Raw genomic sequence first — 14,254 nt, 5'->3', positions numbered from 1 at the left:
TGGATTCTATTGTTAATTTTTTGGAGCTGAAAGATTAGATATTTTTTGAGACATTGTTCCCGCTTTCCGTTGCAATCTTTTTATTTTTAAAGAAAAAACAAAAAGGATTTTCACTGCACACGAGCGAAGCGAACTGACGAAGTAATCGGGGCTAAAGAGAAACATTTTGCTCTTTTGCCATCATCCTAGCTTTTAATTAAGTCATAACCACAGCAAATGATTTCAATCATTAAACGTGTTTTTTGTTTTTTTGCAGCCAATATATTGACCTCGAAAGCAAAGTGTTATTTTTGATTACCTTTGCAAAATGAATAAGAAACACCACTCCAATAATATATTACTGAATATAGGTATCGAAAGCCTAAATGAAATGCAGGAAACTGCGCAGGATGTTATCCTAAATGACAATAATGTTTTACTGCTCTCTCCAACAGGTTCCGGAAAAACATTAGCATTTTTATTACCGATTTTCGAAATGCTGCTGCCCGAAATTTTATCGGTTCAATGCCTGATTTTAGTTCCGTCACGCGAACTTGGACTGCAGATTGAGCAGGTTTGGAAAAAAATGGGAACCGATTACAAAGTAAATGTGTGCTACGGCGGACATTCTATTGATACTGAAATCAAAAATCTGAGTAATCCTCCAGCTGTTTTAATAGGAACTCCCGGCCGAATTGCTGACCATATCGACAGAGGTACTTTTCGACTGGACAAGATTCAAACTTTAATTTTGGACGAGTTTGATAAATCGCTGCAGTTAGGTTTTCACGAACAAATGTCATTTATCATTGGGAAACTTTCAAAGCTTAACAAACGTGTTTTAGTTTCGGCTACATCAGACATTGAAATTCCAAAATACACCCGAGTTGTAAATCCTACAGTTTTAGATTTTATTCCATCTGAAGAAGAGAAAGCAAGTAATTTGGTTACCAAAATGGTAATTTCTAAAAGTAAGGACAAATTAGAAAGCCTATTCAACTTGATATGCTCGTTAAAATCACAGTCGGCGATTATTTTTTGCAATCATCGTGATGCTGCCGAACGAATCAGCGACACTTTAAACGAAAAAGGAATTTATGCTACCTATTATCATGGCGGAATGGATCAGGAGGAACGAGAAAGATCTTTAATTCAATTCCGTAATGGGAGTATGAGTTATTTGATCACTACAGATTTGGCAGCGCGTGGATTGGATATTCCCGAAATGAAACACGTAATTCATTATCATCTGCCATTAAAAGAAGATGAGTTTACACATAGAAACGGAAGAACTGCCCGTATGCAGGCTTCGGGTTCCGCTTATCTTATTGTAAATGAAAGTGAAAAAAAACTGGATTATGTTGATTATGAAATGCCAGTTTTAAATGTAGAAAACAGTATAAATCTGCCAAAACCGCCCGAGTTTCAAACCATTTACATTAGCGGAGGAAAGAAAAATAAATTGAATAAAATTGATATTGTAGGTTTCTTTTCCCAAAAAGGAAAACTCGAAAAAGGTGATTTAGGATTAATTGAAGTGAAGGATTTTATTTCGTTTGCAGCAGTGAAATTCAATAAAGTAAAAGACTTACTGCTCGCTGTTAAAGACGAAAAAATGAAAGGCAAGAAATTCAAAATTGAAGTTGCCAGAAAAGTGATTAAAAAAGAAGAAGAATAGTCAGTACTCGGTTTGATTCTAAAATTATTCATGAAAAAACTACTTAATTTATTCGACTTCTCACAGAAAGTAAACTATAAAACTGAAGTCTTAGCAGGGTTTACAGTGGCTATGACGATGATTCCAGAATCGTTGTCGTTTGCAATATTAGCTGGATTCCCTCCTTTGATGGGATTGTATGCGGCTTTTATAGCAGGTCTTGTGACAGCAGTATTTGGCGGAAGACCGGGATTGATTTCAGGCGGAGCAGGTGCAACGGTGATTGTATTAATTGCTTTGATGAAATCCCATGGTTTAGAATATGTTTTTGCAGCTGTAGCTTTAGCTGGTGTATTGCAAATCTTGGTTGGTTTTTTTAAATTAGGGAAATTCATTAGACTGGTGCCGCGTCCAGTTATGTTTGGATTTGTAAACGGATTAGCAATTGTGATATTTATGTCGCAGCTGGAGCAGTTTAAAACGATAGTTAACAACCAAGCTGTCTGGCTTTCCGGAAGTTCAATGTATATTATGGCTGGTTTAGTGGCTTTGACGATTGGAATAGTAATGCTGGTTCCAAAATTAACCAAAGCTGTTCCTGCTTCCTTAATAGCGATTATTGTTGTGTTTGTTTTGGTTTTTTTCTTCGGAATTGAAACTAAAACGGTGAAAGATATTGCATCAATCAGCGGTGGTTTTCCTCCATTTCATATTCCTAATATTCCAATTAATTGGGAAACTTTACGATTGATTTTTCCATATGCATTGATTATGGGAGCAGTTGGACTGACTGAAGGATTACTGACTTTAAATTTAGTCGATGAAATTACAGGCACTAAAGGAAACGGTAACCGCGAATGCATTGCACAGGGAAGTTCTAACATATTGAATGGGTTTTTCTTCGGTATGGGAGGCTGTCCTATGATTGCGCAGACTTTAGTAAATCTTTCCGCAGGTTCTAGAGCGCGTTTGTCAGGAATCGTAGCATCATTAACTATCCTGCTAATTATTTTATTTGGTGCTCCAGTTATTGAGCAATTGCCAATGGCAGCGTTGGTTGGAGTTATGATTATGGTTGCAATAGGAACGTTTGAATGGGCGAGTTTAAAAATTGTCAATAAAATGCCAAATCACGATGTTTTTGTTGTAGTAATCGTGGCTTTGATTACCGTTTTACTGCATAATTTGGCTTTGGCTGTTTTGATTGGAGTTGTAGTTTCGGCTTTAGTTTTTGCTTGGGAAAGTGCCAAAAGAATTCGTGCTAAAAAGTATATTGATGATAACGGAGTAAAGCACTATGAAATATACGGCCCTCTCTTTTTTGCTTCAACTACAGTATTTGCAGAGAAATTTGATGTTCTGAATGATCCTGATGAAGTAATTATTGATTTCAAAGAAAGCCGTATTGCTGATATGTCAGCGATTGAAGCTTTAAATACAGTCACACACCGATATTCTAAGATTGGTAAGAAAGTACATTTAAGGTATTTAAGCCCAGACTGTATTGAATTATTAAAAAATGCTGAAGCTATTATTGATGTAAATATAATTGAAGATCCTAATTACATGGTAGTTAATGCAGATTAGGTAGTAAGATTTGCGGTAAATAATCCCAAACGATAGTTTTTGGAATGATTTATTATTGTGGTTTGTATTCTGAAATTGAAATTACAAACAAAATAATTGATTTTTATGTTAATAAAAAATAGGATTGATAAAGGAGTTAATTTTTTTTATTATTATGTTTGCTGGCAAATACTTATCGAATAGAGTATATCATTAAAACCCCAGATAAATTATGAAAAAAATTATTGCGATTGCTGTTTTGTTTATTAGTTCTATTGGATTTAGCCAGATTAAAGTTCTTGAAACTGTACCTGTTGAGAAATTAGGCAGAGTAAATAATAATTTCTATGTTCAGAAAATTGGTGATGAGTTTACCTTTTTCTATACCACAGTTCAATCTGAGGATGCTGAGCCGTCTTTAAAAGCTTTTACTTTTAAAAATGTTGATAATGCATATCAAAGTCTTTATAAAATCATTACTGGCGGATTTACAGCAAGTCCTCTTAATGATGTAAAATTGGAATTACCTAATAATTTTGTTTGGCTGCATTATATTGCTAGCTCTGATAAAACTACAGTACAATTTATGGTTTCCAGTAAAGAAGCTGGTTCTACCAATATTTCTGAGCCGCTATCAAGAGAACAAGTTGAAAAATTATTTCAAAAAAGCTAGTAGAAAGATTTAAGACTGTAGTTATAAGATTTAAGATTACAGAGCTAATAAATTACAAAAAAGTCCTCGATTTTTCGAGGACTTTTTTTTTATTGCAATCTGCAATCTGCAAACTATATTTTCTTAACGTATTGTGTGATAATTACAATCTGCTGTCCATCGACTTTTCCTTCAATATATTCAGCATTTTCGTGGTCTAGGCGAATGTTACGCACAGAAGTTCCTTGTTTGGCCACCATGCTTGATCCTTTTACTTTTAGGTCTTTGATTAAAACAACCGAATCTCCGTGTGCCAAAACTACGCCGTTTACGTCGCGGTGAATAATTTTATTTTCATCATCTTCGCCTTCTCCTGTGGCTTGTGCCCATGCCAGCGTATCTTCATCCAGATACATTTGTTCTAGTAAATCTTGATTACGCAAACGGCTTAACATTCTCCAAGATACCACTTGCACTGGAATATGTTCATTCCACATGCTGTCATTCAAACATCTCCAATGGTTTAAATCTTCATGACCAGGATTCTCTATTTGATCGATACAAGTAGAACAGGCATAAATGCTTTCGTCTAAACCTCCTTTTTGAGTTGGTAATACTTGGTATTCTTTTAGGTTCTCAGTGGCAGTACATAATTCACATTGTGAACCGCTGCGTTTATTTAATTCTCTTTCGAAGCTCATTATAAAGGGTGTGTTTTTTAGACTGCAAAATTACGGTTAAATGGAAGGTTTTGCAAGTTTATGAAGACCTAACAGTTTTTAAAAACTCTTAGGGCTGAAAATTATTTCAGAATTCTTAATTATTTATGCAATTTCACTCTCACCGCTTCGGGAACTAGCATTTCATATTCTCCATGATTTCGGATAACGTCTCTCACGATACTGGAACTGATGTAGGAAGTTCGTGCTGCGGTTAATAAAAAGACAGTTTCTATTTTAGATAATCGTCTGTTGGTGTGGGCAATGGCTTTTTCGAATTCGAAATCGGCGGGATTGCGCAACCCTCTCAAAATGAAATCAGCTTTTACTTTTTGGCATAAATCGATAGTTAATCCTTCGTAAGTGATAACGGTAACTTTTGGCTCGTTTTTGAATGTCTCTTCAATAAAGCGTTTTCTTTCTTCGAGGCTGAACATGTATTTTTTTTCGGCATTGACTCCAATGGCTATTACGATTTCATCAAAAAGCGAAATGCCTCTATTAATGATGTCTTCGTGTCCTAAAGTTATTGGGTCAAATGATCCTGGGAATATGGCTTTTTTCATTTCATTTTAGTTTAGTAGTTTTTCAATTCTGGAATCTGGAACAATCCAGAGCATCGCTACAGATATATAAAGAAGGCCAGAAATCCAAGGTGATACAAAAGCTAATGGAATTGCCAAAAGATAGGCTAATGCTGATATTTTACCTTTTAAGTCTTTTTCAACGGCGCGGTGTAGAATCGAATCTTTTCCTTCCAGCTTTATAATTTTATTTTGAAGCAGATTATATGCAATGGCACACATTAATAAAACAAAACCATAAATACTCATTGGTGTTGCTGCAAAATGATGTTCTCCAATCCAGCTAGTAGCAAACGGAATCAAGGAAAGCCAGAAGAGTAAAAAAAGATTGCCCCATAAAATGGAACCATTCACTTTTTTAACAACCTGAAACATATGATGGTGGTTGTTCCAATAAATCCCAACATATATAAAGCTCAAAACATAGCTCAAGAAGACTGGAATTAAATGTTTTAAGGATTCAAAACTATCTTCTTCTGGTGCCTTTATTTCCAAAACCATTATGGTAATGATAATTGCTAATACGCCATCGCTAAAGGCTTCGATTCTGGTTTTGTTCATTTGTTTTTAAAGTTTCTGAGATGCTAAGTTTCTGAGATTTTTTAAGCTTAGAAACTTAGCATCTCAGAAACTCAGCTTCTTAATTAAGCGCTAACTCAATAGCATTGGTAAACAAATCTGTCAATGTAATTCCGGCTGCTTTGGCTTGTTGCGGAATTAAACTTTCTGTTGTCAATCCTGGAATGGTATTCATTTCGAGCATGTGCGGTTCTCCGTTTACAAAGATGAATTCGCTTCTGGAGAAACCTTTCATTTTTAGCACTTCGTAAGCACGTTTTGCTGCTTCGCTAACTTTTTGAGTCATTTCTTCGGAAATTCTGGCAGGAGTTATTTCCTGTGATTTTCCTTCGTATTTGGCTTCATAATCGAAGAAATCATTTTCTGAAACAATTTCGGTGATTGGTAAAACGATTGTTTCTCCCTGATAGTTGATGACTCCGACAGAAACTTCGGTTCCGTCAAGGAAACTTTCGATGATGATTTCGTTATCTTCTTTATAAGCAACTTCTATTGCGATTGGCAGTTCAGCTTCGGTTTTTACTTTGGAGATTCCAAAACTTGAACCTGATTTATTTGGTTTCACAAAACATGGCAAACCGACAGTTTTTATAATTTCGGCAGTATTGATTATATCGCCTTTGTTCAAATAGTAGGAAGTGGCAGTTTTGATTCCGTACGGTTTTAAAACAGAAAGCATGTCGCGTTTATTGAACGTTAATGCCGCTTGGTAATAGTCGCAGGATGACTGCGGAAGACCAATTAATTCAAAATAGGCCTGCATCAGTCCGTCTTCGCCTGGTGTTCCGTGGATGGCATTGAAAACGCAGTCGAAAGTGATTTTGGTTCCGTTTACAGTTGTTGAAAAATCGTTTTTGTCTATTGGAAATTCATTGTCATTGTCATCAACATACACCCATTTTTCTTTGAAAATATGGACTCTGAATCCGTTGTATTTTGTTTTGTCCAGAAATTGGTAAACTACGTTTCCGCTAATGAGTGAGATCTTGTATTCGCTTGAATAGCCGCCCATGATGATGGCAATGTTTTTCATTTTATTCGTTTAATCGGTTAAACGTTTAACCGATTAGCCGATTAAACCTATTCTAAACAAAATTATCATTTTTTTTGAAACGAAATAGCTTTATCTTTGCGGGAAACAAAAATATTTATGAGCTTAAAAAAATATCTTACGAGCCGCGTTTTTTTTGGACAAGTGGCAATTGCATTTGCAATTATTGCAGTTTTAGCCTATTTATTTATGCATTGGCTGACTTTTACAACTGATCATGGGCATGAAATTGCTGTTCCAGATTTGAGAAAATTGACCGAGGAGCAAGTGGAAGAGAAACTGGACGAACTGGATTTGGATTATGAGCTGCTGGATAGTGTTGATTTTAGAGGCGATTATCCAAAATATAGTGTTGTAGAGCAGGATCCAATGCCTGGTACAAAGGTAAAAGTAGGCAGAAAAGTATATATCAAGATAAATTCATCTGGGTTTTCATCTGTGAGAATTCCGGATTTAATAGAGAAAACATATCGTGAGGCTGTGCCTACATTAAAGGCTTTGGGACTTGAAGCGGGGACAATTACTTATGTTCCTAATTTAGGAAAAGACATGGTTCTTGAAATGCGTTATAAAGGCAGAAACCTAAAAGTAGGGGACAGAGTATTGAAAGCTTCTAAAATTGATTTGGTTTTGGGAGACGGAAAAGAGAGTTATCAGGAAGAAGAACCAGTGGACAGTACAGCTGTTCCCGCAACAGAAACAGCAACACCAGCGAATGAACAATAATATTGAACCCATAGAGGATTTAGACGAAGAGTTATTTGAGCATTACAGGTTTGAGGTTCCGAAAGGGCAGGCCATTTTGCGGATTGACAAATACTTGATGGGCTTGATTCAAAACGCAACACGAAATAAAATTCAGAACGCCGCCACCGACGGGAATATTTTTGTGAATGATTTGACAGTGAAGTCGAATTATAAGGTGAAACCCTTTGATGTGATTCAGGTAATGCTTTCGCATCCGCCGTTTGAGAATAGGGTAGATCCAGAGGATATTCCACTAGATATTGTATATGAAGATGAAGCTCTTTTGTTAATCAATAAACCGCCTGGATTGGTAGTTCATCCAGGTCACGGAAATTATACAGGAACTTTAGTAAACGCATTGGCATTTCATTTTGAGAATTTACCAATGAACAGCAGTGAGCGCCCAGGTTTGGTTCATCGAATTGACAAGGATACTTCGGGATTATTGGTTGTTGCCAAAACAGAAGCTGCGATGACACATTTGGCGAAACAATTTGAAGCTAAAACATCCGAAAGAGAATATATTGCATTGGTTTGGGGGAATGTTGCCCAAGATTCCGGAACTATTGAAGGAAACTTGGCGAGACATTTGAAAGACCGCATGCAGATGGCCGTTTTTGCGGATCCTGAAATTGGTAAACCGGCGATTACACATTATAAAGTATTGGAGCGTTTTGGGTATGTAACATTGATTTCCTGTAAATTGGAAACTGGAAGAACACACCAGATTCGTGCACACTTGAAACACATTGGTCATCCGCTTTTTAATGATGAGCGTTACGGAGGTCACTTGATTCTGAAAGGAACAACATTTACAAAATACAAACAGTTTATCGAGAATTGTTTTAAAGCGTTGCCACGTCAGGCACTGCATGCTAAAACACTTGGTTTTGTACATCCTAATACAGGTGAAATGATGCGTTTTGATACCGAATTGCCACAAGATTTTCAGGATTGTATTGAGAAATGGAGAGGGTATTCTAAGTCACATCATGTGGATGATGAGGAGTGATTTATAAGTTTTTTAGTCCTTAGTTTTTAGTCCATAGCAAATAGTGAAAAGTATTCTTTAGTCAATAAGACAAAAGAGAAAAAGTAAAAAGAGAAGCTTGAATTTATATTATATAAACTCAAAGCTTCTCTTTTTTTATGTATCAATAGATTCTAATTGCTAAGGACTAATCACCAACAACTAGGGACTATATTTAAACAGTTTCCGTTGGATTAGAAGTATCCGAAGGGTTAAAATCAGTTGATGTATTATCTACTTTTTTCACACGTTTTGGCTGTTTTTTCATTTGTTCTCCAATAATATTGGAAGCCGAAAAACTTGTTACCATATTGTTTAGCATATCACTTGCTGCCTGCGGGGAATTTGGAAGGAGAATTAAATTAGAATTCGTATCGGCACCAATTGCCTGAAGTGTATCATAATGCTGTGTAATTACAATCAGAGCTGATGCTTCCTGAGAATTAATTCCCACTTCGTTCAATACTTCAACACTTTCTACCAGACCACGTGCAATTTCTCTTCTTTGGTCGGCAATACCTTGACCTTGCAGTTTTTTACTTTCGGCCTCGGCTTTAGCTTTTGCAACAATTCTGATTCTTTGCGCTTCCGATTCGAACATAGCAGCTGTTTTTTCTCTTTCGGCAGCATTAATTCTGTTCATGGCATTTTTTACCTGAATGTCTGGATCAATATCGGTAACCAGAGTATTGATGATATCATAACCATACGCCATCATTGCTTCGTTTAATTCTCTTTTTACTGCAATTGCGATATCATCTTTTCGTGCAAAAACATCATCCAGAATAAGTTTCGGAACCTCGGCACGTACTACGTCAAAAACGTAAGCAGTAATCTGGTCATGCGGATATTCCAATTTGTAGAATGCTTCATAAGCGTGTTCCGGAATGACTTTAAACTGTACCGAAATTTTCATTTTCACAAACACATTGTCTTTGGTTTGTGTTTCAATAATTACATCCAGCTGCTGGATTCTAAAGTTTACACGACCCGCAATTCTGTCAATAATAGGTACTTTAAGCTGTAAACCTGAGTTGCGGATACTCAAAAACTTACCAAAACGTTCTACAACAACCGCGGTCTGCTGTTTAACTGTAAAAAAGGAAGAAAAAAGAATAATCAGCCCGAAGACTAAAAGAGCAATCATAAATGGACCCATGAGTTTTTTAGATTTAAAGTTAAAATTATTATACGTGATGTCGGTATAAAAGTTACAAACTTTATAAAATCATTCTTACCTCATGGAGTAGTATTTTTCTATTTTGATGCATTATATTTTAGTTCAAATAATTCTCTTACACCCAATATTGTCATTCCGACGAAGGAGGAATCTCCGCAAGTGGCTCGACAAAGAAAGTCCTTAACGGTGCGGAATAGCAAGCGAAGATTCCTCCTCCGTCGGAATAACAAGTTTGCGGATTCTTGAGGTGTTTAAAAACACATTATTGATAGGAACGAAGCAAACTAACTAAGAAATGTAACCCAGAAAATGTGATTACTTCGTTCCTCGCAATGATTATGATTACTGGATTATTTACAGAAAATCGTAATTAAGAAGCAAAAGCTTTTATAATTCCTTTTGATCCTGTTGGACACGACAGCAGTTCCAAAACCGAATTCGGCGCAAGATTGGGTTCCATTCTATGCGAAACAAAGAGAATCGTTATGTTCGTTTCTTTTTTAATCGTATTGATAAGCTCAATTACCAAAGCCACATTATGGTCATCTAAACCTTCAAGTGGTTCGTCTAGAATTAATAACGGTGGGTGTTTGAGAACTGCTCGGGTTATAAGCGCAAGTCTTTGCTGGCCAATGGAAAGCCGATTGAATATTTTCTTTTTCAAAGGAGTCATTTCGATTACATCAAGCCATTGGGAAACAATTTTTCGCTGCAAGGTTGTTGGCTGTCTGTACAATCCGATGGAATCAAAAAAACCGGAAAGAATCATTTCTTCCAAAGTGGTATTTCTGTTAAATAAATCGGTCATTGATGTTGAGAAAGACCCGATTTTCTTCTTGATTTCCCAAATGCTTTCGCCACTGCCTTTTTTTCTTCCAAAGAGTTCAATATCCTGACCGTAGCCTTTGGTATTTTCGCCTGTGATCAGCGATAGAAGTGTGCTTTTTCCAGAACCATTCGGGCCAATTAACTGCCAGAATTCCCCCTGTTTAATAGTCCATGACAGCGAATCGATAATAGGTCTTTCATCATAAGAAACAGAAACCGAATTCATTTTTATTAGAATACCGTCTTTGAAAATTTCTTTGTGAATCGGGATTTTATATTCGTTGTTTTCAAGTGAATGTTCGATTGTGTTAATGTCATGTAATTCAAATGAATTATCATTTATCTGCGCTTTATTGGCAATAAACGGAAGCAGATCAACAGCTCGGTTTACCAATTGAATAATACCAACCGAATGTGAAATGGAAGCAATCTCAGCAGATAATTCGATGCGTGAAGCAATATCTAAATGATCCATAGGATTATCCAGAATAATATAATCTGGCTTTTGTCTGAGGCAGTATTTTAAAAATTCTTTTTTTCTTTCTCCGGATGAAAAGGTGCGCAGATTTCTGTGGAATTTAGCAGTGGCCTCCATGGAATCGTGTATGTATTCTTCTTCTATTAATTTCTGAATAGCAATATCAGAAAATAAAATCCCTTTCTGGTTATTAAAAACCGAAAGTTTTCCTTCTATTCTGCTTGATAACAAAGTATCTATAAAGCTTTTTTTATCAACCTGATTGGATAAAAGAATGTCCCAATGTTTCATTTTACGTGTATTGAAGTAAAAAATTAAATTTGGCAAAATTAGACATATAATTCAAATTTTTAAGAAGATTATCAAATAAAAAAGCCTCAAAAATGAGGCTTTGTACTGTCTTAAATATAGTTTGTTAAAGTTCTCTGTCTACTGTTTCAGGTTCTTCTTTCTTTTCTGTTTCTTCTATTTGAGCTATCGGTTCTTCAAGCTGTTTTGGTTCTTCTTCATTTTCGGTTTCATTATTTTTAGAAAACCATCCTCTTATTTTATTTTTGAAAGCACCAAAGAGCCCTAAAAATCCTAATACAATTATTTTTCCAAATTTTGCGAGTATAGCCAAGAAACCAACTTTGGCCAAAACTTTTCCGGCAACAAGACCTCCAATTGTCCAAGCAGCAACTTCATCTACATTGGAATCAAAGTCTTCATATTTGTACCCATCATTGAATTGAACGATGTCAAGAACTTTATTAATGTCTTTTTGTACCAATGGCAATTCATTCTCAGTTGCAATCGCATTTAATACCAAAACTCCTTTTCGGCCAAGGATTCTAACATTATAGTTTAAAGTGTTAACAGTATTTGTACCAAATTTTATTTCTTTTGCCCAATGCAGTATTTTCCTGTCTTGGTCATAAAATGGTTTTGCAGCCCAGCCTACAATAGTTACTGGTTCATATCCTGCTTTTTGACGTTCTTTATTTTCTTCAATAGTTTCTTTTTGCATTTCGGCAAGCAGATCATCATAGTTAACATCGTCGGCATCATCATCTTCAACATGTCCGATTTCATCATACTGAATATTAAAAACATAACCGTTCTCATTCATTACTCCTTGGTTTTCGGGTAAAAGCAATCCTAGTGTTAAGTTTTCTCCTTTTGGATTTCCCCAGATATCAACTAATACTCGCTCAGCCTGCACAGGTTCGAGATATTTGAAGCCTTTCGGGACATTTATTTTCCCGATTCCATTTTTCAAATCAATAGATCCGTGTTGGTATTTAAAAGTTTTTTCTATAGAATCTATTTTCTTTGCCAAGTTTTCATCCTGCGAATACATGAAAAAAGTAAATAGGGAAGCAATAAAAGTTAAAGTAGTTTTCATCATTTGGTTAAAAGATTGGGGGTTAATTAAAAGTAGGGAATATACTATTTATTTTCAAATATAGCTATTGTTTTTAATTAATTGTTATATTTTATATTTATTTAAAAAAAATCAACAAAAAATGTGTTTTGATAACAATGAAATGTATTCTGTTGAAAATGAGTTTTAAAGGATTTTAAATCGGAAGTTAAGCGTAGTTTAGGCTTTTATTTCTCACAAAGGCGCTAAGACGCAAAGAAACATGTTTTTAGCTTTGCATCTTAGCGCCTTTGCGAGAGTTATTTAAAAAAAGCTTAGTAAGGAAGTCTAAACTTAATGGATAAGCGATTTTTTAATTTATTTCATTAGAAAATTAGCTTCAAAAGCCTTAAAACGATTATCTAAGTCAAGTGTCAATTGTTTTTTTACCGCAGGATCTTGTATAAAACTATAGCTTATACTGTTGTAGACAAATTGTTTAATGTCGCTATAAGTAATGGTTTTGTACCTTTTGGCAAGTAAAACATACTGCTCGGTCATATTAGTACGCAGTATTCCGGCATCGTCAGTACTTATGACGATTGGGACACCAAATTCTTTGTACAATAAAATAGGATGGCGGTTTTCTTTAACTTTCAAAATAAATTCGTTGCTCGTAAGATTAATTTCAATAGGGATATTATTCTTTGCCATGTAACGCATTAAATCATAGCTTTTATCTTCGTAAGCGATGTCAACTCCGTGACCAATTCTGTTGGCTCCAGCAATATAAACCGCCGAATTGATATGCCAGCTTAATTCCTCAGGGCGGACAAGTCCCAAGGTAAGTTCACCGGCATGCATAGCGTATTTTACTTTTGGAAAACGGCTGTGGCAATATTTGAACATAACCATATGTAACCAATAATCTTTCATCGAAGTTTCACCGTCTTCGGGAGAAACGATATTGACTCCCGCCATCAGCGGACTGCTGTCTGCCGAGATAAAAGCAACGATTAAATTTTTGAATAAATCCACCGGTTCCATAAATCGAAGAACAAAATTTTGATAACGCATCGTGAATTGGCCGTCGTCGATTTTGAGGTCCTTGTGCATTTTGCCAACAAATTTGGTGTTGAAATCGGTAGCATATTTTTTGGCGTCTTTTTTAATGAAAATGGCATACAGCGAATCCAGAGACTGCATTACCGCTTTTTCATTTTTACCTGTCGACAATTTTCTCAAATAGCTGTTGTATTTGACTAAATCATCAGTTTTTATGTCGCAGGGAATTATTGATAATTGGGTTTCAATGTAGCTGACATTTTCTTTGACTGCTCTGTTTTTTAGTTCCAATAAACCAGCTTCAAAATTTCCCTGTGTGGCGGGTTCCAATTTCATAAAAGACTCAAAAAACAATTTGTCTGATGGGTAATCAACATTGTTATAATCTTTGGCAGACCATTTGTGCATTACTTTTTGTTTGTAAGCATCTAATTCTCCATTTTTTTGCAAATCAGAAAATAAAATCCATTCATTTCCGGACTGTTTCTCTTGGCTTACAGCCATGGTTTGGGTATTCAGATAAAAATCTTTAGCAATGGCGTGATCCAGTAATGGCTCTGCATAAATGGAACCGGAATAGTGGTGGTGTAAGTCGCCTCCTTTGGGCATTTGTGCAAAAAAAGCCGTAAGTTCGGCTTCGTTGTTTCTGATTTTTTCAAAATAAGTTTCTGCCGATTGCGCAAAACCCAGTTGGCATATCATCGAAAAAAAGAAAGGATAAAATAATTTCATTTTCTAAATTTCATTCAAATATAACAAATATTCAGGAATTTGTTTTAGTTCAGATGAAATTG

General features: G+C 35.6%; 13 protein-coding genes. 5 read left to right on the top strand and 8 right to left on the bottom strand.

Annotated elements, in window-relative coordinates; genetic code table 11:
• Window positions 1–307 precede the first annotated feature (307 nt).
• The 3 genes from C8P67_RS04090 to C8P67_RS04080 all read left to right on the top strand — a co-directional run bounded on the left by C8P67_RS04090 (window position 308) and on the right by C8P67_RS04080 (window position 3,875).
• The gene (locus C8P67_RS04090; RefSeq protein ID WP_115810673.1) at window positions 308–1,657 is read left to right on the top strand and encodes a DEAD/DEAH box helicase; all 1,350 of its coding nucleotides are present in this window, start codon (window positions 308–310) and stop codon (window positions 1,655–1,657) included.
• A gap of 30 nt (window positions 1,658–1,687) precedes the next feature.
• Window positions 1,688–3,223, top strand: coding sequence for a SulP family inorganic anion transporter (locus C8P67_RS04085; protein WP_115810671.1), 1,536 nt, complete (start codon window positions 1,688–1,690; stop codon window positions 3,221–3,223).
• Between the two features lie 211 nt (window positions 3,224–3,434).
• Window positions 3,435–3,875 (top strand): hypothetical protein, encoded by a 441-nt coding sequence (locus C8P67_RS04080; RefSeq protein ID WP_115810669.1) that lies wholly within the window; start codon window positions 3,435–3,437, stop codon window positions 3,873–3,875.
• A 113-nt stretch (window positions 3,876–3,988) separates the two neighbouring features.
• Here the strand turns inward: C8P67_RS04080 and C8P67_RS04075 are convergent, their stop codons facing one another.
• The 4 genes from C8P67_RS04075 to C8P67_RS04060 all read right to left on the bottom strand — a co-directional run bounded on the left by C8P67_RS04075 (window position 3,989) and on the right by C8P67_RS04060 (window position 6,769).
• Window positions 3,989–4,555 carry a PhnA domain-containing protein gene (locus C8P67_RS04075; RefSeq protein ID WP_115810667.1) on the bottom strand — a complete coding sequence of 189 codons (567 nt, stop codon included), beginning with the start codon at window positions 4,553–4,555 and terminating at the stop codon, window positions 3,989–3,991.
• Window positions 4,556–4,674: 119 nt separating this feature from the next.
• A complete protein-coding gene (gene coaD / locus C8P67_RS04070) occupies window positions 4,675–5,139 on the bottom strand; it encodes a pantetheine-phosphate adenylyltransferase (RefSeq protein ID WP_115810665.1) in 465 nt (154 codons plus the stop codon).
• A 6-nt stretch (window positions 5,140–5,145) separates the two neighbouring features.
• Window positions 5,146–5,718, bottom strand: coding sequence for a TMEM175 family protein (locus tag C8P67_RS04065; protein WP_115810663.1), 573 nt, complete (start codon window positions 5,716–5,718; stop codon window positions 5,146–5,148).
• Between the two features lie 79 nt (window positions 5,719–5,797).
• Entirely contained in the window at window positions 5,798–6,769 is a 972-nt protein-coding gene (locus C8P67_RS04060) for a D-alanine--D-alanine ligase (RefSeq protein WP_115810661.1), read from the bottom strand.
• Between the two features lie 117 nt (window positions 6,770–6,886).
• Between C8P67_RS04060 and C8P67_RS04055 the strand changes: the two genes are divergently transcribed.
• Both C8P67_RS04055 and C8P67_RS04050 read left to right on the top strand, forming a co-directional pair.
• Window positions 6,887–7,513, top strand: coding sequence for a PASTA domain-containing protein (locus C8P67_RS04055; RefSeq protein ID WP_115810659.1), 627 nt, complete (start codon window positions 6,887–6,889; stop codon window positions 7,511–7,513).
• The gene (locus C8P67_RS04050) at window positions 7,503–8,546 is read left to right on the top strand and encodes an RluA family pseudouridine synthase (protein ID WP_115810657.1); all 1,044 of its coding nucleotides are present in this window, start codon (window positions 7,503–7,505) and stop codon (window positions 8,544–8,546) included. Before C8P67_RS04055 ends, C8P67_RS04050 begins: the two co-directional genes overlap by 11 nt.
• Window positions 8,547–8,739: 193 nt before the next feature.
• Here C8P67_RS04050 and C8P67_RS04045 read toward each other — a convergent pair whose 3' ends face one another.
• The 4 genes from C8P67_RS04045 to C8P67_RS04030 form a co-directional block, all read right to left on the bottom strand.
• On the bottom strand, window positions 8,740–9,723 hold the full coding sequence (locus C8P67_RS04045) for an SPFH domain-containing protein (RefSeq protein WP_115810655.1): 984 nt from the start codon (window positions 9,721–9,723) through the stop codon (window positions 8,740–8,742).
• Between the two features lie 391 nt (window positions 9,724–10,114).
• Window positions 10,115–11,341: an ATP-binding cassette domain-containing protein gene (locus C8P67_RS04040; protein ID WP_115810653.1), complete on the bottom strand. Its 1,227-nt coding sequence runs from the start codon at window positions 11,339–11,341 to the stop codon at window positions 10,115–10,117.
• Window positions 11,342–11,465: 124 nt separating this feature from the next.
• Window positions 11,466–12,437, bottom strand: coding sequence for a DUF2167 domain-containing protein (locus tag C8P67_RS04035; protein WP_245980369.1), 972 nt, complete (start codon window positions 12,435–12,437; stop codon window positions 11,466–11,468).
• 336 nt (window positions 12,438–12,773) lie between these two features.
• Window positions 12,774–14,192 (bottom strand): amidohydrolase family protein, encoded by a 1,419-nt coding sequence (locus C8P67_RS04030; RefSeq protein ID WP_115810649.1) that lies wholly within the window; start codon window positions 14,190–14,192, stop codon window positions 12,774–12,776.
• Between the last annotated feature and the right edge of the window lie 62 nt (window positions 14,193–14,254).

Origin of the sequence: Flavobacterium aquicola (assembly GCF_003385115.1) — a bacterium.
Classification (GTDB): Bacteria; Bacteroidota; Bacteroidia; order Flavobacteriales; family Flavobacteriaceae; genus Flavobacterium; species Flavobacterium aquicola.
The sequence above is the reverse complement of the archived record's forward strand: the minus strand, read 5'-3'. Positions and strand labels throughout refer to the sequence as shown.

Coding starts and splice junctions, on each gene's coding strand:
- C8P67_RS04090 (WP_115810673.1), top strand. CDS start 308: ATGAATAAGAAACACCACTCCAATAATATATTACTGAATATAGGTATC.
- C8P67_RS04085 (WP_115810671.1), top strand. CDS start 1,688: ATGAAAAAACTACTTAATTTATTCGACTTCTCACAGAAAGTAAACTAT.
- C8P67_RS04080 (WP_115810669.1), top strand. CDS start 3,435: ATGAAAAAAATTATTGCGATTGCTGTTTTGTTTATTAGTTCTATTGGA.
- C8P67_RS04075 (WP_115810667.1), bottom strand. CDS start 4,555: ATGAGCTTCGAAAGAGAATTAAATAAACGCAGCGGTTCACAATGTGAA.
- coaD (WP_115810665.1), bottom strand. CDS start 5,139: ATGAAAAAAGCCATATTCCCAGGATCATTTGACCCAATAACTTTAGGA.
- C8P67_RS04065 (WP_115810663.1), bottom strand. CDS start 5,718: ATGAACAAAACCAGAATCGAAGCCTTTAGCGATGGCGTATTAGCAATT.
- C8P67_RS04060 (WP_115810661.1), bottom strand. CDS start 6,769: ATGAAAAACATTGCCATCATCATGGGCGGCTATTCAAGCGAATACAAG.
- C8P67_RS04055 (WP_115810659.1), top strand. CDS start 6,887: ATGAGCTTAAAAAAATATCTTACGAGCCGCGTTTTTTTTGGACAAGTG.
- C8P67_RS04050 (WP_115810657.1), top strand. CDS start 7,503: ATGAACAATAATATTGAACCCATAGAGGATTTAGACGAAGAGTTATTT.
- C8P67_RS04045 (WP_115810655.1), bottom strand. CDS start 9,723: ATGGGTCCATTTATGATTGCTCTTTTAGTCTTCGGGCTGATTATTCTT.
- C8P67_RS04040 (WP_115810653.1), bottom strand. CDS start 11,341: ATGAAACATTGGGACATTCTTTTATCCAATCAGGTTGATAAAAAAAGC.
- C8P67_RS04035 (WP_245980369.1), bottom strand. CDS start 12,437: ATGAAAACTACTTTAACTTTTATTGCTTCCCTATTTACTTTTTTCATG.
- C8P67_RS04030 (WP_115810649.1), bottom strand. CDS start 14,192: ATGAAATTATTTTATCCTTTCTTTTTTTCGATGATATGCCAACTGGGT.